Below are 20182 nucleotides of genomic sequence, written 5' to 3' on the forward strand. Positions count from 1 at the left end.
TCGTCCCGGGCGTCCGGAGCCGGCTCCACCGCGGAAGCGTGCTCTTCACCCGGGAACGGTTCCGGGGTGGAGCGAGGCGGTATCGGGTCACCCGATACGCGTGGGTCGCGGCGGGGGTGCCGGCGCCCGATGCTCTCTCGCCGACTCCGAGTGGACAACCTGTCCTGCTTTCGTCGCCTCGGGGTGGCGAAAGTGTGCGCTCGTTGACCATCCGACACGCCATCGGTTCCATCGTGCGCGGCGGCGTGCTTCCGTGGTGGTCCGGCCCACGAGGCCACGACCACTCACGAGGAGGTGAGCGCGGTGTTCGAGGAGGGACAGCTCTACTCGGCCGTGACGACCGAGGACGACGGCACCGTCCGGGTGCACCTGTCGGACAACCATCCCGGGCTGCACGACGAGGCCTACCTGGCCCGCCGCGGCGAGATCGCGGGCGTGTCGCTGGCTCACCGCGCCGGGGAGCCGGTGCCCCACGTCGACTACACCGACGACGAGCACGCCATCTGGCGCACGGTCTGCGCCGAGCTCGCCCCGAAGCACGAGCGGTACGCGCACCCCGAGTTCCTCGCCGGCAAGGCCGCCCTCGGCCTGCCCACCGACCACGTGCCGCAGCTCACCGAGGTCACCGAGCTCCTCCGGCCGCTGACCGGCTGGTCCTACACCTGTGCGCCGGGGCTGGTCCCGCTGCGCGACTTCTACGGCGACCTCGGCCGCCGGGTCTTCAACTCGACCCAGTACCTGCGGCACGGCAGCCAGCCGCTCTACACGCCCGAGCCGGACATCATCCACGAGGTCGTCGGCCACGGGAACCAGCTCGCCAGCCCGCGCTTCGCGGCGGTCACCGAGGCCGCCGGGCAGGCGAGCCTGCGCCTCGAGACCGACGACGCCGTCAAGTTCGTCGCGGACGTGTTCTGGTTCTCCATGGAGTTTGGCGTCATGGCCGACGGCGACGAGCTCAAGGCGTACGGCGCCGGCATCCTCAGCAGCTACGGCGAGATGGACGAGTTCGGGCACATGGACATCCGCCCGCTCGACCTCGCCGTCATGGGGACGCTCAACTACGACATCACCGCCTACCAGCCAGTGCTGTTCCGGGCCGAGAGCGTCGCCCACCTCGAGGACGTCGTCGGGCACTTCTTCGAGACCGTCGACGACGACCTCGCCGCCCGGCTGCGCGCCGAGGCCACCGCCGGGGTCTGACCGGCGGCGGCCCGACCGGCGGGGCTCACCAGTGGTGGGCGACGTCGACGACGAGCCGGCTCGTGCCGTGCACGCTGTCGACGAGCGTGAACACCCGGAACGGCAGCCGGGCGCGCACGCCGAGGCCGATCGTCGTGTAGCCCTCGAACGAGCCCGCCCACCGGACCTGGCGGAAGGTCGGGTAGCCCGCGACCGACGGCATCGTCGGGATCCTCGTCGCGCCCTTCCGGACGACGACCGCGAGGCGGGCGCCGCCGGCGAGCGGCACGGGGAAGCCGCCGCCCTCGGTGTACACGGTGCGGACGTAGCGCACGTCGTAGCCGGGGGCGCGGCCGGTCATGTCCAGCACGAGCCGGTCGTAGCAGGGGTGGTGGCCGGCCCGGACGGCGGCGACGCGGCCGGTGACCAGTGGCGCCGAGGTCTTGGCGAGCGAGCCCCACGTCACGGCGCAGGACGCCGCCTCGGCCGACGTCCCGGCGACCGCCGGGACCGCGGCGAGGGCGAGGGCGGCCCCGAGCGCCGCGAGGCGGTGGCGGCGGCGGGGGGGGGTGGACTGGATGACGGACATCGGGGCCTCCTTCACGGTCTGGCTCTGGTGAGGAGGCGCGTGGGGACGCGCCCGATACAGGGACGCGCGCCGGCCGGGACCGGTTGACCGGCTCAGGGAGCGGCCGGTGCCAGGTAGGCGCGCACGGCGCGGGCGAGGAGGGCGGTGACGCGCCCGGGGTCGGCGGACGCGAGCGGCTCGATGCCGATGACCCGCCGGCCGAACAGAATGCCGGCGACGGCGCTGCCGATCATCGTCGCGCGCAGCGCCGCCTCCTCGGCGTCGACCCCGGGCAGCTCGGACAGGCGTGCCGTCATCGGCCGCAGCACGGCCTCGCCGAGGGCCGCCCGGATGGTGGCCGCGGCGTCCGGCTCGGACGCCGCGGTCCGCAGCATGGCCTCCATCCGGCGGCTGAGGTCGGGGTCGGCGAGGACGGAGGCGACGGCTGCCGCGAAGCGGTCCGGGAGGGACTCCAGGGGACCGTCGAGGGCCTGCCCGACGCGCGAGACCGCGGGGGCGGGCAGCTCGAGGACGGCGAGGAACAGCTCGCGCTTGGACCCGTAGAAGTGGACGATCAGTGCCGGGTCGACCCCGGCGTCCGCAGCGATGGCCCGAAGTGTCGCGGCGGCGAAACCCTTGTCGGCGAAGTGTTTCCGGGCGGCATCGGCGATGGCGCCGCGGGTGTCGGGGTCTCCCGGCCGGCGTCCGGGCCGCCGGCCGGAGCCGCCCGCCGCGGTCCGCCCGCGCCCCCCGCCCTTGACAGCCATGGCTCCAGCATGGCATAACTCAACTCATGTTGAGTTCAACGCGTGTTGAGAAAGAGGCGGCGGCCGTCATCGACGACCCGCGCCGCCGCCGGGTCGTCCTCGCTACGGTCGGGCTGTCCCTCATGACGGTCGTCTCGGCGGTGAGCGGCCTCAACGTCGCGCTCCCCGAGCTGGCCACCGCGACCGGAGCCACCCAGACCGAGCTGACCTGGGTCGTCGACGCGTACACCGTCGTCTTCGCCGGCCTGCTCCTCCTCGCCGGCGCCCTGGGCGACCGGTTCGGCCGGCGCGGGGTGCTCGTCGCCGGACTCGTCGTCTTCGGCGTGGCTGCCGCGGGCGCGTTCGTCACCGAGGACCCCACGGTCCTCATCGGCCTGCGGGCCCTCATGGGGCTCGGGGCGGCCGGCATCATGCCGACGACGCTGTCGGTCATCACGACCTCGTTCCCGGAGGCCGAACGTCCCCGGGCGATCGGGGTGTGGGTCGGAGTCGCCGGCGGCGGGGCGGTGCTCGGCCTCTTCGGCACCGGCCTGCTGCTCGAGTACTTCGCGTGGAACTCGTTCTTCGCGCTCAACGTGGCCCTCGCCGTCGTCGCGCTCGTCGGGGTGGTCGCGGTCGTCCCCGAGTCCCGCGAGGCGGCACCCGGCCGGCTCGACGTCGTCGGTGGGGTGCTCTCGCTCGTCGCCGTCTCCGGGCTCGTCGTCGGCATCATCGAGAGCGCGGACCGCGGCTGGGGCGACGCGGTGACGCTCACCGCGCTCGTCGTCGGCGTCCTCGCGCTCGCCGCCTTCGTCGCGTGGGAGCTGCGCACCGCCGACCCGCTCCTCGACCCGCGGTTGTTCCGCGAGCGCGGGTTCGCGACCGGGTCGCTGTCGATCTCGCTCCAGTTCTTCGCGATGTTCGGGTTCTTCTTCGCGATGCTCCAGTACCTCCAGTTCGTCGCGGGGTACTCGCCCCTCGAGGCCGCGCTGCGCCTCCTCCCGCTGCCGTTCGTCCTCATCCCCACCGCCCGGCGGGCACCCCACGTCGCGGCCCGGCTCGGGTTCCGCCGAGTGGGTGCGGTCGGTCTGGGCCTGCTGGCCGTCGGCCTGTTCACGATGGGCCGCCAGGGCCTGGACTTCTCGTACGGCCTGTTCGTCGCCGGGCTCGTCGTCTTCGCCGCCGGTGCCGGGCTCGCCGGGACGCCGGCGACGACGGCCATCACCGAGGCGCTGCCGGCGAGCAAGCAGGGCGTCGCCTCGGCGGTGAACGACACCGCCCGCGAGCTCGGGTCGGCGCTCGGCATCGCCGTCCTCGGGGCGGCCCTGACCGCTGCCTACCGCGACGGCGTCGCGACCGTCGTCCGGGGGCTCCCGGCGCCGGCGCAGGAGGCGCTCACGGCCTCCGTCGCGGCCACCCGATCGCCCCGGCTGGCCGCCCTCGGCCCGCGGGCGCAGGAGGTCGTCGACGGCGCCCGCGACGCGTTCGTCACCGGCGTCGGGCACGCGCTGACCATCGGCGCGGTCGTCGTGGCGGTCGGGGCCCTCGTCGTGCTGGCCCTGGCGCCTGTCCGCGCGCACTCCTGAGCCGGGACACGCAGCGGCCGCGGAGGGGGCTCATCCGCTCCGCGGCCGCTGCCGTCCCGGTGGGCCGGCCGGGTCACCCCGGCCGGCCGCGTGGTCAGTGGTCGATCGCCTCGGCGACGCCGTGACCGGTGAGGGCCCGGACCTCCATCTCCGCGTACTTCGCGGCGTTGTGCTCCTTGCTCGTCACCGAGCCGAGCCAGCCGAGGAAGAACGCCAGGGGGATGGAGACCAGCCCCGGGTTGTCGAGCGGGAACCAGTGGAAGTCGATGCTCGGGTCGGTGATCATCGACGCGCTGACGGTGGCCGGGGCGACCGGCGCCTTCCCGGAGACGACCGGGCTGAACGCGATGAGCACGATCGAGCTGACGAGGCCGCCGTAGATGGAGAACAGTGCGCCCCGGGTGTTGAAGCCCTTCCAGAACAGCGAGTAGAGGATCGTCGGCAGGTTCGCCGACGCCGCGACGGCGAAGGCGAGGGCGACGAGGAACGCGATGTTCTGGTTCTTCGCGAAGATGCCGCCGAGGATGGCGACCGCGCCGATGACGATCGCCGCGGTGCGGGCGACCCGCACCTCCTGCTCCTGGGTGGTCCGGCCCCGCTTGAAGACCTCCTTGTAGAGGTCGTGGGCGAAGGTCGCCGACGTCGTGATGGTCAGGCCGGCGACGACCGCGAGGATCGTCGCGAACGCGACGCCGGAGATGAGGCCGAGGAGCACCGAGCCGCCGAGCTCGTAGGCGAGCAGCGGAGCGGCCGAGTTCGCCTTGCCCGGAGCCGCGCCGATGGCGGTCGGGCCGACGAGGGCGGCGGCGCCGTAGCCGACGACGAGGGTGAGGAGGTAGAAGCCGCCGATGAGCCAGATCGCCCACTCGACCGACTTGCGGGCCTGCCTGCTCGTCGGGACCGTGTAGAAGCGCTGCAGCACGTGCGGCAGGCCGGCGGTGCCGAGGACGAGGGCCATCGACAGCGAGATGAAGTCGATCTTCGTCGTCAGGTCCTTGCCGTACTTCAGGCCCGGCTCGAAGAGCTTCTCGCCGGCCTTCGGCGAGTTGTCCGCGGCCGCCTGGAAGAGGCCGGAGAGGTTGAAGCCGTACTTGCCGAGCACCCACACCGTCATGACGAAGGTGCCGACGATGAGCAGGACCGCCTTGATGATCTGCACCCAGGTGGTGCCCTTCATCCCGCCGATGAGGACGTAGGCGATCATGATGACGCCGACGATCGCGATGACGATGTTCTGCGCGCCCTCGCCGCTCACGCCGAGCAGCAGCGAGACGAGGCCTCCGGCACCGGCCATCTGGGCGAGCAGGTAGAAGAACGAGACGCAGATGACCGAGATGGCCGTCGCGACGCGCACCGGGCGCTGCCGCAGGCGGTAGGAGAGGACGTCGGCCATCGTGAACCGGCCGGTGTTGCGCAGCAGCTCGGCGACGAGCAGCAGCGCGACGAGCCACGCGACGAGGAAGCCGATCGAGTAGAGGAACCCGTCGTAGCCCTGGAGGGCGATGGCGCCGGCGATGCCGAGGAAGGACGCCGCCGAGAGGTAGTCGCCGGCGATGGCGATGCCGTTCTGGCGTCCGTTGAACGCGCCGGCGGCGGTGTAGTACTGCTCGGCCGTCTTCTTGCCCGACGCCACCCGGATGACGATGACGAGGGTGATGACGACGAACGCGGCGAAGATGCCGATGTTGAGCGCCGGCTCGCCGACGCTCGTGGCGGCATCGGCGGCGGGGAGGAGGGTCACGGCCATGGTCAGTGCTCCTTCACGCCGTCGAGCTTGGCGCCGAGCGCGTCGGCCGCCGGGTCGAACTCACGCGTCGCCCACTTCGAGTACATGAAGGTGATGGCGAAGGTGGTGACGAACTGGCCGAGCCCGAACAGCAGGCCGACGGTGATGGTGCTGCCGGCGATCCGCGTGCCCATGAAGCCGGTGGCGAAGATCGAGAGCAGGACGTAGAGGAAGTACCAGGCGAGGAAGAACGCCGTCATCGGGAAGACGTACCCCCGGAACTTGCGGCGCAGCTCCTGGAACTCCGACGTGGACTGCAGGGCGAGGTACGGGTCCTCGGCCTGCGTGCGAGCTTCGTTGCTCACGGTCACCTCCAGGGTCGGGGTCCGGGCGGCTCCGCCCGGATCGGTCCCAAGGGTGCGCGCGCGGCCCGGCGGCTGGCGAGACCCCGCGCCGGGTGCCTCGGCGGGCGGTGGCACGGTGCGACGGGCGGAGCCGCGGCCACGGTGTGCGGTGGGTCACACTGCGCCGAGCGGGCCCCGTGGTGCGCCGAACGGTCGCCCGGCATGATGGACGCCGTGCGTGCGCTGAGGAAGGTCTCCGCCGGCCCCGGTCTGTCGCTGGTCGACGTGCCCGAGCCCGAGTGCGGTCCGAAGGACGTCAAGGTGCGGGTGCTGCGGGCCGGGCTCTGCGGCACCGACCTCCACCTCGAGCAGTGGGACGACTGGGCCGCGGCCACGGTGCAGGCGCCGATGACCATCGGCCACGAGTTCTTCGGCGAGGTCGTCGAGGTGGGCTTCGACGTCGACCACGTCGCCGTCGGCGACCGGGTCTCGGGGGAGGGGCACATCGTCTGCGGCACGTGCCGCAACTGCCGAGCGGGGCGTCGGCACCTGTGCATCAACACGGTCGGTGTCGGGGTGAACCGCGACGGGGCATTCGCCGACTTCGTCGTCATCCCGGCGACCAACGCGTGGGTGCAGCCGGCCGACCTCGAGCCGGACCTCGGCGCCGTGTTCGACCCGCTCGGCAACGCGGTGCACACGGCGCTGCAGTGGCCGGTCGTCGGCGAGGACGTCGTCGTCACGGGCGCGGGCCCGATCGGGGTGATGGCGACCGCCGTCGTCCGGCACGCGGGCGCCCGGCGCATCGCGGTGACCGACCTGTCGCCCGAGCGACTCGCGCTGGCCCGGGCGGCCGGCGCCGACCATGTCGTCGACGTCTCGCGCCGGGAGACGCTGCGCGACGCCCAGGCCGCGCTCGGGATGGCCGAGGGCTTCGACATCGGGCTCGAGATGTCCGGGTCGCCCGCGGCGGTCGAGGACCTGCTGGCGAACATGAACCACGGCGGGCGGGTCGCGCTGCTCGGCCTGCCCACGGACCGCTACGCCATCGACTGGGGGCGGGTCATCACGCACATGATCACGCTGCGCGGCATCTACGGCCGCGAGATGTTCGAGACCTGGTACCTCATGGGCTCGATGCTCGCGACCTCCGCGGACCTGCGGGCGGCGGTGTCGTCGGTCATCACCGGCCGGTACCCGGCCGAGCAGTGGGAGCAGGCCTTCGCCGAGACCCGCTCCGGGCACGGCGGCAAGGTCGTCCTCGACTGGAGCTGACCGCTGCGGCCGGGCCGCGCGGTGCGAGGCAGCGCCTAGGCTGGCTCGGTCGGCGACCCCGACCCGCCGCCCGCCCGACGACCCCGAGGAGCCCTTCGTGTACGGCGCAGTCAAGGACCAGCTCGCGCAGACCCTGCAGGAGATCGAGGACGCCGGGCTCTACAAGCGAGAGCGCGAGATCACGACGCCGCAGTCGGCCCACGTCGGCACGACGAGCGGTGAGTCGCTCAACTTCTGCGCCAACAACTACCTCGGCCTCGCCGACCACCCGGACGTCGTCGCGGCCTCGAAGGCAGCCCTCGACACGTGGGGCTTCGGGATGGCGTCGGTCCGCTTCATCTGCGGCACCCAGACCCAGCACACGGCCCTCGAGCGCCGGATCGGCGGGTTTCTCGGCACCGAGGCGGCGATCCTCTACTCCTCGTGCTTCGACGCGAACGGCGGTGTCTTCGAGGTGCTCTTCGGGGCCGAGGACGCCATCGTGTCCGACGAGCTGAACCACGCCTCGATCATCGACGGCATCCGCCTGTCGAAGGCGGCGCGGTACCGGTACCGGAACGCCGACATGGCCGACCTGCGCGCGCAGCTCACCGCCGCCCGCGAGGCCGGCGCGCGGCGCACCGTCGTCGTCACCGACGGTGTCTTCTCGATGGACGGCTCCTACGCGCCGCTCGACGAGATCTGCGACCTCGCGGACGAGTTCGAGGCGATGGTCCTCGTCGACGACAGCCACGCCGTCGGGTTCGTCGGCGAGGGCGGCCGCGGCACCCCCGAGCTCTTCGGCGTCATGGACCGCGTCGACATCCTCACCGGCACCCTCGGCAAGGCGCTGGGCGGCGCGTCCGGCGGCTACGTCGCCAGCCACCGCGAGGTCGTCGACCTGCTCCGCCAGCGCTCGCGGCCGTACCTCTTCTCCAACTCGGTCGCCCCCGCGGTGGTCGCCGGCTCGCTCGCCGCCCTCGACCTCGTCGACGGCTCGGCCGAGGCGCGGGAGACGTTGCGGCGCAACGCATCCCTCTTCCGTCGGCTGATGGACGAGGCTGGTTTCGACCTGCTGCCCGGCAGCCACCCGATCGTGCCGGTGATGTTCCCCGGCGACGACGGCGCGCGCCAAGCGACGCAGATCGCCGACCACATGCTCGGGCACGGCGTGTACGTCATCGCCTTCAGCTTCCCGGTCGTGCCGCGCGGCAAGGCCCGCATCCGCGTGCAGCTGTCGGCGGCGCACTCCGAGGACGACGTGCGACGCTGCGTCGAGGCGTTCGTGTCCGGGCGCGACGCGGTCGGCTGAGCCACCGCCGGGCACCGCCGGACGACCCCCTCGTCCCTCTACCTCCAACGTATAGCGCACGGGGGGTCTTGCGGCAAGCCCCCTGTCCGCGACCAGAATCTGCGGTTCGCGCCGGTACCCGACCGGCCCGGACGACGCGGAGACCCCGACACGTGACCCCCGAGACGACCACCGCCTTCGACCTCCCCGACCACCTGGCCGCCAAGGCCGACCCCGCCCTCGTCGCCGCCGACGAGCGCTTCCTCGCCCACCTCGCCGACGTGCTCGAGGCGCGCGTCGCCGACCTGACCCGACGCCTCGAGGAGGCGCGCCGCGCCCCGGCCGGCGAGGGCAGCGCGGCCGTCGAGCGCGACCTCGAGGTGCACCGGCTCGCCTCCCGGCTGCGGCTGATCCGCCGCTTCGGCATCGACCTGTGCCTCGGCCGGATGGTGACGCCCGACGGTCGGCGTGTGTACATCGGGCGCACCGGGATGACCGGCCCCGACGGCGAGCAGCTGCTCGTCGACTGGCGCGCGCCCGCGGCCGAGCCGTTCTTCGCCGCCACCCACGGCGACCCGCGCGGCCTGGTCAGCCGGCGCCGCTACCGCTGGACGCTCGGGCGGGTCACCGACTACTGGGACGAGGTGTTCACCGCCGAGGGGCTGGAGCACCACGCGGCGCTCGACGACCAGTCCGCGTTCGTCGCGAGCCTCGGCGCGGCCCGCACCGGCCGGATGCGCGACGTGCTCGCGACCATCCAGGCCGACCAGGACGCGATCGTCCGGGCCGGCTCGCACGGCGCGCTCGTCGTCGACGGTGGCCCCGGGACCGGCAAGACGGTCGTCGCGCTGCACCGCGCGGCCTACCTCCTGCACGCCGACCCGCGGCTCGCCGACGGCCGCGGCGGCGTGCTCGTCGTCGGACCGCACCGGCCCTACCTCGAGTACGTCGCCGACGTGCTGCCGAGCCTCGGCGAGGAGGGCGTCGCGACCTGCACGCTGCGCGACCTCGTGCCCGAGGGGGCGGACGCAGGTCCCGAGCCGGACCCGTTCGTCGCCCGGCTCAAGGCCGACGCCCGGATGCTCGACGCGGTCGAGCCCGCCGTCGCGCTCTACGAGGAGCCACCGACGGAGGTGCTCGTCGTCGCGACCCCCTGGGTCGACGTGCGCGTCACCGCCCGCGACTGGGCCGAGGCGTTCGACGCCGTCGAGCCCGGCACCCCGCACAACGAGGCCCGCGAGGAGGTGCGCGAGGCGCTGCTCGGCATCCTCACGGACGCCGTCGTGGCCGAGCTCGACGACGGCGAGGCGGACGAGGACGACGACGGATGGGGCTTGGCCGAGGAGGAGTTCGACGCGTACGGGCGCACCGGCGAGGACCCGCGACAGGCGGCCCGCCGGGCGCTCGCCGCGGACCGCGACCTGGCCCGGGCGCTCGAGCGGGCGTGGCCGGTGCTCGACCCGGCCGAGCTCGTCGGCGACCTGTGGACGGTGCCGGCCTACCTGCGGCGCTGCGCCCCGTGGCTCGCACCGGACGAGGTCACCGCCCTCCGGCGCGAGGACCCGACCGCGTGGACCGACGCCGACCTGCCGCTGCTCGACGCGATGCGGCGCCGGCTCGGCGACCCGGAGACCTCGGCACGCCGCCGCCGCCAGGAGGCCGTCGAGGCCGCCGAGCGCGAGCGGATGGCCGACGTCGTCGCCGACCTGCTGGCCACCGACGACAGCGACCTGAAGGTGATGTCGATGCTCCGCGGCCAGGACCTGCGAGCGGCCCTCGTCGACCCCGGCGCCCTGCCCACCCCGACCCCGGACCGGCTGGCCGGCCCCTTCGCCCACGTCGTCGTCGACGAGGCCCAGGAGCTGACCGACGCCGAGTGGCAGATGCTGCTGCAGCGCACGCCGTCCCGGAGCATCACCGTGGTCGGCGACCGGGCTCAGGCGCGGCACGGCTTCGCCGAGCCGTGGGAGGAGCGCCTGCGGCGGGTCGGCCTGCGCGAGGTCCGGACCGCCTCCCTCACGGTCAACTACCGCACCCCGGAGGAGGTGATGGAGGAGGCCGCGCCGGTCATCCTCGCGGCGCTGCCCGACGCCAACGTGCCGACCTCCGTGCGGCGTTCCGGCGTCCCCGTCCACCACGGCGGGGTCGCCGAGCTCGACGACGTCCTCGACGCGTGGGCCGCGCAGCACCCCGAGGGCACCGGTGTCGTCATCGGGGACCCGACGTTCGCAGGCCGGCCGCGGGTCCGGTCGCTGACGCCGCTCACCGCCAAGGGGCTCGAGTTCGACCTCGTCGTCCTCGTCGACCCGGAGCGCCTCGGCGAGGGGGTGGCGGGCGCGGTCGACCGGTACGTCGCGATGACCCGGGCCACCCAGCGGCTCGCAGTGCTCACCAGCGGGGAGCCGGCCTTGTCAGTCGCGGACCCGGCTGCGCGCCAACCGGACCCGCTCCGGGGTGTGCAGCCGGACGAGGACGCGCGTCGTCGAGGCGGGCACCCGCCCGGGCGTCGCCAGCGAGACGACCACCGCGGTGGCGCCGGCGAGCGGCACGGCCCACAGCGCCGGGTTGGCGAGCAGGGCCGCGGGCCAGCCGTCGTAGGTGCGGCTCGAGATGGTGGTCCCGAGGGCGAACAGCGTCGAGGCGCCGCCGACGAGGAGGCCGGCCATCGCTCCGGTCGTCGAGAGCCGCCGCCACCACACCCCGAGCATGATGAGCGGGGCGAAGGTGGCGGCGGCGACCGCGAACGCGAGCCCGACCGTCGTCGCGACCCCGAGCGGCTGGGTGACGCGGCTCAGCACGTACGGGATGACGACGGCCGCGACGGCGGCGAACCGGAAGCCGCGCACGCCGGGCGCGTCCCCGCCGGTGAAGCGGGCGAGCCGGGGGCGCAGCAGCTCCTGGTCGAGGACCCCGGTCACCGACATCGCGAGGCCGGACGCGGTCGAGAGGAACGCCGCGAACGCGCCGCCGGCGAGCATCGCGGTGAGGACGTCCCCACCGAGCCCGCCGACCAGCTCGCCGGGCAGCCGCAGCACGACGGAGTCCGGGCGCACCCCGGCCGGCAGCTCGGGGAAGGCGACCCGGCCGAGGGCGCCGTAGACCGGCGGCAGGAGGTAGAAGGTCCCGAGGAGGGCGATGACCGTGACGGTGGTGCGCCGGGCGCCGGTGCCGTCCGGGTTCGTGTAGTAGCGGACGAGGACGTGCGGCAGGCCCATCGTGCCGAGGCACAGGGCGAGCACGGTCGAGGCCGTGCGGTAGACGGGGTGGTCGTCCGGGCCGGTCGGCGTGAGCGGGATGCTCCACTCCGGGGGGACGACCGGCGCCGGGTGGCCGTCGCGGAACCACAGGAGGAGCAGGACGAACGCGGGCACCGCGAGGGCGGTCAGCTTGACCCAGTACTGCACGGCCTGGACGAAGGTGATCGAACGCATTCCGCCGGCGCCGACGGCCGCGGCGATGACGACCATGACGACGAGGCCGCCGACCCACGAGTCGGCGCCGGTGACGAGGGTCAGGGTGAGGCTGGCGCCCTGGAACTGCGGGAGCAGGTACAGCCAGCCGATGGCCACGACGAGGACCGACGACACCCGGCGGATGGCCTTGGACCCGAGCCGGGCCTCGGCGAAGTCGGGCAGCGTGTACGCGCCCGAGCGGCGCATCGGGGCGGCGACCATGACGAGCAGGACGAGGTAGCCGAGCGTGTAGCCCACCGGCAGCCAGAGCAGGTCGACGCCGCCGCCGTAGACGAGCCCCGCGACGCCGAGGAAGCTCGCCGCGGAGAGGTACTCGCCGCCGATGGCCGAGGCGTTGAGGCGCGGGGAGACCGTGCGCCCGGCGACGTAGAAGTCGCTCGTCCGGCGCGAGAGGCGCAGCCCGAGGCCGCCGACGGCGAGCGTCGTCAGGCAGACGAGCACGACCGCGACGAGCGAGAGCGGGTGGTTCACGGCTCCTCGACGACCTCGGTGAAGTCGGCCTCGATCCGCTCGCTCTGCCGGGTGTACCAGCGGGCGAGGACCCACGCCGCCGGGTAGACGGCGACGCCGAGGACGAGCCAGGCGAACGGGATGCCGGCCACGGTGACGCCGCGGGTCGCCGGCACGAGCAGGAGGACGGCCGGCAGGGCCGCGAGCCCGGCCACGGTGAGGGCGAGGATGGCGACCGACAGCCGCAGCTGGGCGCGCATCAGGCCGTCGAGGTAGACGTCGCCGAGCTCGGTCTGCTCGTCGATGTCGCGTGCGGCCGGGCGGGCGCGCAGTGGGGCGGCGCCGCGGCGCGAGCTGGTGACCCGGACCCGCTCCGGCGGCGTGCTCACCGGCTCAGCCGCCGGGCCGGCGCTCGGCGAGGGGGCGCCGCAGGAGGGTGTCGCGCAGCTCCTTGGTGTGCCGGCGGCTCACCTGGAGCTCGACCTGCCCGACGAGGACCGAGCAGCGGCCGTGGTCCATCCGCACCTCGCTGACGTGGGGGAGCGCGACGAGGGTGCTCCGGTGGATGCGGACGAACCCGAAGTCGCCCCACTTCTCCTCGAGGACGCTGAGCGGCACCCGGACGAGGTGGCTGCCGGTGTCGGTGTGCAGGCGGGCGTAGTCGCCGTGGGCCTGCGCGTACCGGATCTGGCTGCGGGTGATGAAACGGGTCACGCCGCCGAGCTCGACGGGGATGGTCTCGTCCTCGACGACCGGCGCCGGGGCGGACGAGGCGTCGGGGGCGGCTGCCCGGGCCGAGCCCCGCTCGCGCTGCTCGACGACCCGGCGCACGGCCTCGGCGATCCGGTCGTCGCGGCACGGCTTCATGACGTAGTCGGTGACGTCGAGGGCGAACGCGTCGACGGCGTGCCGTTCGTGGGCGGTGACGAAGACGACCTGGGGGCGCACCGTGAACCGGGAGATGACCCGGGCGAGGGCCATCCCGTCGAGGCCGGGCATCGAGATGTCGCTGAAGACGACGTCGACGTCGCGGGCGTCGAGGACCTGGAGCGCCTCGGTGCCGCTGCTCGCGGTGATCACCTCGGCGACCCGCTCGTCGCGACCGAGGAGGTAGCCGAGCTCGGACAGCGCCGGGAGCTCGTCGTCGACGACGAGCACCACCAGTCCCTGTTCCGAGGACATGCGCGGCAGCCTACGACCCCGGGTCAGTCCTGTGCGTGGACTCCGGGTGCGAACTTCGGCACACGGAAGCTGACTCGCGTCCCGGCGCCGGGCGCGGTCTCGACGACGAGCCCGCACTCGTCGCCGTACACCTGGCGCAGGCGCGCGTCGACGTTCCCGAGGCCGACCGAGTCGGTGGCCCGCGCGCCGTCGAGGATGGTCCGGACGCGCTCGGGGTCGGTGCCGACGCCGTCGTCCTCGATGGCGATCTCGGCCTCGGCGCCGAGGTCGGTGGCGGTGATCGAGACGTGGCCCGGGCCCTCCTTCGTCGCCAGGCCGTGCCGGACCGCGTTCTCGACGAGCGGCTGGACGGCGAGGTAGGGCAGCGTCACCGGCAGCACCTCGGGGGCGACGAGCAGCGAGACCCGCAGCCGGTCGCCGAAGCGGGCCTGCTCGAGGACGAGGTAGCGCTCGACGTTGCGCAGCTCCTCGGCGAGGGTCGTGAACGTGCCGCCGGTGCGCAGCGCGTAGCGGGTGAAGTCGGCGAAGTCGAGGAGCAGCTCCCGGGCGCGGTCCGGGTCGGTGCGGACGAAGGACGCGATCGCCGCGAGGCTGTTGTAGATGAAGTGCGGGCTGATCTGCGCCCGCAGCGCCCGCAGCTCGGCCTCGACGACCTGGCCGCGGGTGCGGGCGAGCTCGGCGAGCGCGAGCTGGCTGGAGACCCAGGCCGCGACCTCCTCGGTCGCACGGGTGAGGCCGGGGGAGGAGTAGGCGGTCCACGCGGTGAGCGTGCCGACGACGAGGTCGTCGGAGACCAGTGGTGCGGTGACGGCCATCCGGATGGGGCAGTCGGGGTCGGAGCAGCCGACGTCGTCGGGGCCGTGGGCCACCGTGCGCCCGGTCTCGAGGGTCTGCTCGCCGAGGGTGACCGCGAGGTCGCGGTGGTGCTCGCCGGTACCGGTCCACGACAGGACGCTGCCGGGGGTGGCCAGGGACACGGCGTGGGCGCCGAGGATGGAGAGCAGGTGGCGGCCGGCGCGCTCGGCCGACTCCGGCGTCAGCCCGTCCGCGAGGTGCCGGGACGCCAGCGAGGCGGTGTGCAGGGTGGCGTACGTGGCCCGGTCGGTCTCGGAGATGAACCCTCGGCGGCGGCTGCGCCGCAGCAGGGCGACCCCGAGCCAGAGGAGCAGCATCGTACCGGCGACGAGCACCGCCGTCGGCCAGTGGATGCTGCCCGTCATGGGCACACCCTAGGCTCACGGGGACCGGTGCGGCAGAGGACGGAAGGCGTGCGGATGGGCGAGCTCGACGAGGCACTGCGGCTGGACTGGCCGGACGGCCCGGCCGCGGCGCCGGGACCGGAGGCGGTCGGCGCGGGGGTGCTCGGTGACGGGTGGGTGGTCGGCGCCGCGGTCAACGGGGGGCTGCTCATGGCGCTCGGGGTCCGGGCGGTCGCCGACGGCGTCGTCGGGGCCGGGCACCCCGACGTCCTCGCGTGGAGCACCTTCTTCCTCTCGGCCGCCCAGCCGGGCCCGGTCGAGGTCCGCTCCGAGGTCCTGCGCGTCGGCCGGTCGGTCTCCACCGGGCAGGCGCGGCTGCTCCAGGCATCCGGCGGAGGTCCGGTCGAGCGGGCCCGGGTCACGGCGACCCTCGGCGACCTCGCCGTGACCGGCGAGCCCGCCCACCGCGGGCCCGAGCCGCCGCGGATGCCGCCGCCCGAGGAGTGCGTGCCGGCGCGCCGCGAGGTCGGCGGGCCCGGCGAGGCCATCCGCCTCCTCGACCGGCTCGACGTGCGCGTCGACCCCGCGACGGCCGGCTTCGCGGTCGGCCGGCCGACGGGCCGCGGTGTGCTGCGCGCGTGGGTGCGGATGGCCGACGGCCGCGAGCCCGACGTCGCGATGCTCCCGTTCGTCGTCGACTGCCTCATGCCGGTCGCCTTCGACCTCGGCGTCGCCGGCTGGGCGCCCACCTACGAGCTGAGCGGGCAGGTCCTCGGCCGGCCGGCGCCCGGCTGGCTGCAGGTGGCGCTGCACGCCGACGCCGTCGCCGGCTCGGTCTACGTCGAGGACGCCGACGTCTGGGACTCCACCGGCCGGCTCGTCGCGCGCGCCCGCCAGCTGGCGGGCATCCGGGTGCCACCGGAGGGACTCGTACCGCGCGCTGGCTAGGCTGCCCGGATGCCTCCCGCCCCCGCGCCCGGTGGGTCACCGGCCGTCGACGCCGTGGTCCGGCTCTCCGAGCTGCCGGGGCTGCCCGAGCAGGTCGAGGCCGCCCGTGCGGCGTGCACGCGGCTGCGCTGGCACAACGCCCTCCGGCGGCGAACGGCCGAGGCCGCCGCGGAGTCACGCGTGCGCGGTGCGGTGGCCAGCGCCGAGCTCGAGGGCGCCACGATGCCCGTCGACGCGGTGCGTGACGTGGTGCGCGGGGCGGCCACCTGGTCGTCCGACCCGGACCCCGTCGAGCGGGTCGTGCGTGGGGTCGTCGGCGCGACGGCCGAGACCGAGCACGTCGCCGGCCTCGTGCTGCGTGCGCCGCTCCAGGCGCTGGCCCGGCTGCACACGGTGGCGGCCGCGGGGCTGGTCCCCGACGCCGCGCTCGGGAGGCCTCGGGTCGGTGACGAGGAGTGCGCCGAGCTGACCGACCTCGGCCCGGCGCCGTCGGCCGCGGAGGCGGCGGTGCGGCTGCGCGGGCTGGCGGACGTGGTCCTCGCGACGCCGCGGCTGCCCGTCGTCGTCGCGGCGGCGGTGGTCCACGCGGAGCTCGCGAGCGTCCGGCCGTTCCTCCGCGGCAACGCGGTCGTCGCCCGGGCCCTCGACCGCGTGCTCGTCGGCGCCGGCGGCCTCGACCCGACGGGGGTCGCGGTCACCGAGGCCGGGCACGCGGCGGAGGGTGGGGCGGCCTACCTCGGGGCGCTCGCCGCCTACGGGCGCGGGGACGCCGTCGGCGTCGGGCTGTGGGTCTCGCACTGCTGCTCGGCCGTGCAGGCCGCCGCCCGCGAGGGTGAGGCGGTCGCGGACGCCGTGCTCGCCGGACGCCTCGACTAGGTGCCCCTCCCCGGTTGTCGCCGGGGGGCGCGAGGAGTAGAACTGGAGGTGGAGGAGCACCCGCTCCCCCGCACACCTACCGCGGACGACGGGTACCCACGCGCGGGCAGTCCACTGATGGACCGGTCGTCGTGGGCTCGTCCCACGGCCACGGCACGACAGCACGCCTGGTCGCCCGCAGCCCGCGGCAGGACGACGCCCCCGCCGGTCCTGACGGGGGCGCCGTCACGCCCCCGGACCTGTCGGTGGCCTCGGTGGTGGCTGGGGCCCGGTGTTCCCGCAGGTGAGGGGCCGCCCCCGGGGCGCGGGGACCGGGTGGTCAAGCATTCAACCTTTTCGGCCCAACCTACGGATCCAGTGCTCCTGAGCGGACTCTCAGGACGATTTCAGCAGTGTTGGCATCGGGCTTGCGCGGGGGGCCATCGATGAGACACGATGTACTCACTCGCTCCCCCTTGGGGTAGAGCGACCGGCGAACCGGCTTCTCCCCCCCGGAGCTCGGCTCGCCGACGGCCCCGGTTGTCCCCCCGACCGGGGCCGTCCCATGTCCGGACCGCGGACGCCCCGTGTCGCGCCGTCCACAGGGTCCGGGACGGCCGCTCGTCGTCCACAGATCGGCGTGACCCCCTCGCGCGGCGGGCCGGCGCGGCGGCAGCGTCGGGCCATGACCTCTCCACCGTCCTGCGTCGTCGTCGGCTCCTCCGGCGGCCTCGGCGCGAGCACCCTGGCCCTCGCCGTCGGTCGGCGCCTCGCGGCCGTCGGCCCACCCGCCACGGTCGTCGACCTCGCGACGACCGGCGGCGGCCTCGACGTCACGGCCGGCGTCGAGCACCTCGCCGGGCCGCGCTGGTCGGCCCTCGCCGGTGGTGGCGTCCCCGCCGTCGACAGCCTGCTCGCGGCCCTCCCCGCCGAGGACGGCTGCCGGGTCCTCTCGGCCGGCGGGCCGGCACCGCGCACGCTCACCGACGAGGCTGTCGCCGAGACGCTCGCCGCGCTCGTCGGCCACGCCGCACCCCTCGTCGTCGACGCACCGGCCACCTCGGGGCACCTCTCCCTCCTCCTCGCCGGCGGACCCCTCGTCGTCGTCGTGGCGGGCCTGCGCACGCGGCAGCTCGCCGACGCCGACGCGCTCGTCGACCGCCTGGTCGACCTGACCGAGTCCGTCACGGCGCCAGCCGATCTCCGTCTCGTCACCCGCGGTGCCCGGCCGAGCGCGGGTGTCCTCGACGACGTCGAGGCGCACCTCGGTGTCGCGCACCTCCAGCACCTGCCCGACGACCCCCTCGTCGCCAAGGAGGCCGAGCGCGGGCTGTGGCCCGGCACCGCGCGCACGGCGGTCCGGCGCTGTGCCGACACCGTCGCCGCGGCGCTCACCGGGGCCCGGGCCGGGCCGGTCGGGAGAGCCTCGTGAGCCGCGTCCCGACCTCGCCACGCCCGGCGGGCGTCGAGCGGGCGATCCGGGCCGGGGAAGGGCCCAGCCCCGCCCGCATCGCCCGGGTCGCCCGCGAGTCGACGCTGTACCTCGGCCCCACCGCGGGCGACCGGGCCGCGCACGACCTGACCACCGGCCTCGTCGGCCTCGGCCCGCTCGCCGGGCTCGTCGAGGACCCCGAGGTCACCGATGTCCTCGTCAACGGCGACGGGTCGGTCTGGGTCGAGCGCGGCGCAGGAGTCGAACCGGCGGGTCCCGCCCTCGATCCCTCTGCGCTGCGCCCGCTGGCCGTCCGGCTGGCCGGGCTCGCGGGCCGGCGGCTCGACGACGCGCAGCCCTGGGTCGACGGCCTGCTGCCCAGTGGGGTGCGGCTGCACGCCGTCCTGCCCCCGCTCGTCGAGCACGGCCCGCACCTCAGCCTCCGGGTCCCGCGGCGGCGGCTGGCCGGGTGTGCCGCCCTCGTCGAGCACGGGATGTGCAGCCCGGGGACGGCAACCGTCCTGCGTGGCCTCGTGGCCGCCCGGCGGAGCCTCCTCGTCACCGGCGGGACGGGCGCCGGCAAGACCACCCTCCTCGGTGCCCTGCTCGCCGAGTGCCCGCCGGAGGAGCGGCTCGTCGTCGTCGAGGACGTCCGCGAGCTCGACCCCGACCATCCGCACGTCGTCCGGCTCCAGGGGAGGGCCGCCAACGTCGAGGGCGTCGGGGAGGTCCCGCTGTCCGTCCTGGTCCGGCAGGCCCTGCGGATGCGCCCGGACCGCCTCGTCGTCGGCGAGGTGCGTGGCGGCGAGGTCCGCGACCTCCTCGCGGCCCTCAACACCGGTCACGAGGGCGGCGCCGGCACCCTGCACGCCAACGGGCCCGGTGAGGTTCCGGCCCGGCTCGAAGCCCTCGGCTCGCTCGTCGGGATGCCACGTGCCGCCGTGCACGCCCAGCTGAAGGGCGCCCTGCAGGCGGTGGTCCACGTGGTCCGGGACGGGCGGGGCCGCCACGTCGACCGCGTCGGCGTGCTCCGCGTCGGCCCCGACGGGCTCGTCGAGGTACCCGTCGCCCTCACCGACCGTCCGGACGGACCGGTGCCCGGCGAGGCGTGGGCCGCGCTCGGCACGCTGCTGCCCGGGGCCGGAGCGCCGGCCGGCACGGTGCCCGGTGAGGCGTGGGCAGCGCTCGGCACGCTGCTGCCCGGGGCCGGCCCGCCGGCCGGCAGGGTGCCCTCGTGACCGCCCTCGCGGTCCTGCTCGCCGTCTCGGCCGTCCTCGTGTGGCCGCACGGGGAGGACGACCGCCCCCCGGCCGGTGCGGCGCGGTGGGGCCGGCGTCTGTACGGCCGGATCACGGGTCGGGACCGGCCCTCCGGCACCGACTGGGTCGCCGACCTCGCCGAGCTCGCGGCGGTCGGGTTGCGGGCCGGTCTCGACCTCCGCTCGGCCGCCGAGGTGGCGGCGCGCAGTCCCGGTGTCGCGCAGGCGGCGCCATGGCTCCTCGACCGGCTCGCCGACGCGGGCCGCCGTTGCTCCTCCACGGCGGAGGCGCTCGCCGGCCCGCCCGTCCTCCGGCCGGTGGCCGCCGACCTGGCCCTGCTGGCCCGGGCCTGGCGCCTGTCGGAGGGCGTCGGGGCCGCGGCATCGCGCACCACCGAGGGCGCTGCGGCCGCGTTGCGGGCGCGGACCGCGGCCCAGGCACGGGCCCGGGCCGCGCTGGCGGGTCCCCGGGCGTCGATGCGCGTCCTCACCGCGCTCCCACTCGCCGGACCCGTCGCCGGGCTCGCCCTCGGACTGTCCCCCACCTCCCTCTACGGCTCGGCGGCGGCCAGGGCCTCGGCGCTCGTCGGGGTCCTGCTCGCCCTCGCCGGCTGGCTGTGGGCCCGCCGGCTCGTCGGCCGCGCGGCCCGGCCGGCCCGCACGAGCGGGGGCCCGTCATGACGAGCCGGAG

The 20182-nt window shown here is 75.1% G+C and carries 17 protein-coding genes and 1 pseudogene; 10 read left to right on the forward strand and 8 right to left on the reverse strand.

Annotated features, from left to right (window positions below; translation table 11 throughout):
* Positions 1–294: 294 nt before the first annotated feature.
* Entirely contained in the window at positions 295–1200 is a 906-nt protein-coding gene (locus tag PKA89_RS11290) for a phenylalanine 4-monooxygenase (protein WP_324419444.1), read from the forward strand.
* Positions 1201–1225: 25 nt separating this feature from the next.
* On the opposite strand, the gene PKA89_RS11295 is transcribed toward PKA89_RS11290, so the two are convergent.
* Together PKA89_RS11295 and PKA89_RS11300 are read right to left on the reverse strand one after the other, a co-directional pair.
* Positions 1226–1768, reverse strand: coding sequence for a hypothetical protein (locus tag PKA89_RS11295; RefSeq protein WP_324419446.1), 543 nt, complete (start codon positions 1766–1768; stop codon positions 1226–1228).
* Between the two features lie 92 nt (positions 1769–1860).
* Complete coding sequence (locus PKA89_RS11300) at positions 1861–2514, reverse strand: TetR family transcriptional regulator (RefSeq protein WP_324419447.1); 654 nt, start codon at positions 2512–2514, stop codon at positions 1861–1863.
* A 122-nt stretch (positions 2515–2636) separates the two neighbouring features.
* Between PKA89_RS11300 and PKA89_RS11305 the strand changes: the two genes are divergently transcribed.
* Positions 2637–4079 (forward strand): MFS transporter, encoded by a 1443-nt coding sequence (locus PKA89_RS11305; RefSeq protein WP_324419450.1) that lies wholly within the window; start codon positions 2637–2639, stop codon positions 4077–4079.
* A 94-nt stretch (positions 4080–4173) separates the two neighbouring features.
* On the opposite strand, the gene PKA89_RS11310 is transcribed toward PKA89_RS11305, so the two are convergent.
* Both PKA89_RS11310 and PKA89_RS11315 read right to left on the reverse strand, forming a co-directional pair.
* Positions 4174–5826: a cation acetate symporter gene (locus tag PKA89_RS11310; protein WP_324419452.1), complete on the reverse strand. Its 1653-nt coding sequence runs from the start codon at positions 5824–5826 to the stop codon at positions 4174–4176.
* Between the two features lie 2 nt (positions 5827–5828).
* A complete protein-coding gene (locus tag PKA89_RS11315; protein WP_324419454.1) occupies positions 5829–6170 on the reverse strand; it encodes a DUF485 domain-containing protein in 342 nt (113 codons plus the stop codon).
* Positions 6171–6383: 213 nt separating this feature from the next.
* On the opposite strand from PKA89_RS11315, the gene tdh reads away from it, so the two are divergent.
* The 3 genes and pseudogenes from tdh to helR all read left to right on the forward strand — a co-directional run.
* Complete coding sequence (gene tdh, locus PKA89_RS11320) at positions 6384–7424, forward strand: L-threonine 3-dehydrogenase (protein ID WP_324419456.1); 1041 nt, start codon at positions 6384–6386, stop codon at positions 7422–7424.
* Between the two features lie 97 nt (positions 7425–7521).
* A complete protein-coding gene (locus PKA89_RS11325) occupies positions 7522–8715 on the forward strand; it encodes a glycine C-acetyltransferase (RefSeq protein ID WP_324419458.1) in 1194 nt (397 codons plus the stop codon).
* Between the two features lie 152 nt (positions 8716–8867).
* A pseudogene (helR, locus tag PKA89_RS11330) lies at positions 8868–11072 on the forward strand (RNA polymerase recycling motor ATPase HelR); the annotation flags it as partial.
* A 33-nt stretch (positions 11073–11105) separates the two neighbouring features.
* Here helR and PKA89_RS11335 read toward each other — a convergent pair.
* From PKA89_RS11335 to PKA89_RS11350, 4 genes are read right to left on the reverse strand one after another with little or no spacing between them, the layout of a single operon-like run.
* Positions 11106–12638 carry a cation acetate symporter gene (locus tag PKA89_RS11335; RefSeq protein ID WP_324419460.1) on the reverse strand — a complete coding sequence of 511 codons (1533 nt, stop codon included), beginning with the start codon at positions 12636–12638 and terminating at the stop codon, positions 11106–11108.
* Positions 12635–13006 (reverse strand): hypothetical protein, encoded by a 372-nt coding sequence (locus PKA89_RS11340; protein WP_324419462.1) that lies wholly within the window; start codon positions 13004–13006, stop codon positions 12635–12637. The genes PKA89_RS11335 and PKA89_RS11340 overlap by 4 nt, the downstream gene beginning before the upstream one ends.
* A gap of 4 nt (positions 13007–13010) precedes the next feature.
* Positions 13011–13799, reverse strand: coding sequence for a LytTR family DNA-binding domain-containing protein (locus PKA89_RS11345; RefSeq protein ID WP_324419463.1), 789 nt, complete (start codon positions 13797–13799; stop codon positions 13011–13013).
* A gap of 23 nt (positions 13800–13822) precedes the next feature.
* On the reverse strand, positions 13823–15019 hold the full coding sequence (locus PKA89_RS11350) for a histidine kinase (RefSeq protein ID WP_324419464.1): 1197 nt from the start codon (positions 15017–15019) through the stop codon (positions 13823–13825).
* A 54-nt stretch (positions 15020–15073) separates the two neighbouring features.
* Between PKA89_RS11350 and PKA89_RS11355 the strand changes: the two genes are divergently transcribed.
* From PKA89_RS11355 to PKA89_RS11375, 5 genes are all read left to right on the forward strand, one after another.
* The gene (locus PKA89_RS11355; protein ID WP_324419465.1) at positions 15074–15946 is read left to right on the forward strand and encodes a thioesterase family protein; all 873 of its coding nucleotides are present in this window, start codon (positions 15074–15076) and stop codon (positions 15944–15946) included.
* 9 nt (positions 15947–15955) lie between these two features.
* On the forward strand, positions 15956–16822 hold the full coding sequence (locus PKA89_RS11360; RefSeq protein ID WP_324419466.1) for a hypothetical protein: 867 nt from the start codon (positions 15956–15958) through the stop codon (positions 16820–16822).
* 664 nt (positions 16823–17486) lie between these two features.
* On the forward strand, positions 17487–18233 hold the full coding sequence (locus PKA89_RS11365; protein ID WP_324419468.1) for a hypothetical protein: 747 nt from the start codon (positions 17487–17489) through the stop codon (positions 18231–18233).
* Complete coding sequence (locus PKA89_RS11370) at positions 18230–19471, forward strand: TadA family conjugal transfer-associated ATPase (protein WP_324419470.1); 1242 nt, start codon at positions 18230–18232, stop codon at positions 19469–19471. The genes PKA89_RS11365 and PKA89_RS11370 overlap by 4 nt, the downstream gene beginning before the upstream one ends.
* Positions 19468–20172: a hypothetical protein gene (locus PKA89_RS11375; protein WP_324419472.1), complete on the forward strand. Its 705-nt coding sequence runs from the start codon at positions 19468–19470 to the stop codon at positions 20170–20172. Before PKA89_RS11370 ends, PKA89_RS11375 begins: the two co-directional genes overlap by 4 nt.
* Positions 20173–20182: the final 10 nt, after the last annotated feature.

The sequence above is a fragment of the Phycicoccus sp. genome (assembly GCF_035325325.1).
Classification (GTDB): domain Bacteria; phylum Actinomycetota; class Actinomycetes; order Actinomycetales; family Dermatophilaceae; genus Phycicoccus.

Excerpts from the sequence above, each read along its gene's own strand:
- PKA89_RS11310 (WP_324419452.1), bottom strand. The coding sequence starts at position 5,826 with ATGGCCGTGACCCTCCTCCCCGCCGCCGATGCCGCCACGAGCGTCGGC.
- PKA89_RS11300 (WP_324419447.1), bottom strand. The coding sequence starts at position 2,514 with ATGGCTGTCAAGGGCGGGGGGCGCGGGCGGACCGCGGCGGGCGGCTCC.
- PKA89_RS11305 (WP_324419450.1), top strand. The coding sequence starts at position 2,637 with ATGACGGTCGTCTCGGCGGTGAGCGGCCTCAACGTCGCGCTCCCCGAG.
- PKA89_RS11365 (WP_324419468.1), top strand. The coding sequence starts at position 17,487 with ATGACCTCTCCACCGTCCTGCGTCGTCGTCGGCTCCTCCGGCGGCCTC.
- PKA89_RS11360 (WP_324419466.1), top strand. The coding sequence starts at position 15,956 with ATGCCTCCCGCCCCCGCGCCCGGTGGGTCACCGGCCGTCGACGCCGTG.
- PKA89_RS11350 (WP_324419464.1), bottom strand. The coding sequence starts at position 15,019 with ATGACGGGCAGCATCCACTGGCCGACGGCGGTGCTCGTCGCCGGTACG.
- PKA89_RS11345 (WP_324419463.1), bottom strand. The coding sequence starts at position 13,799 with ATGTCCTCGGAACAGGGACTGGTGGTGCTCGTCGTCGACGACGAGCTC.
- PKA89_RS11295 (WP_324419446.1), bottom strand. The coding sequence starts at position 1,768 with ATGTCCGTCATCCAGTCCACCCCCCCCCGCCGCCGCCACCGCCTCGCG.
- PKA89_RS11355 (WP_324419465.1), top strand. The coding sequence starts at position 15,074 with ATGGGCGAGCTCGACGAGGCACTGCGGCTGGACTGGCCGGACGGCCCG.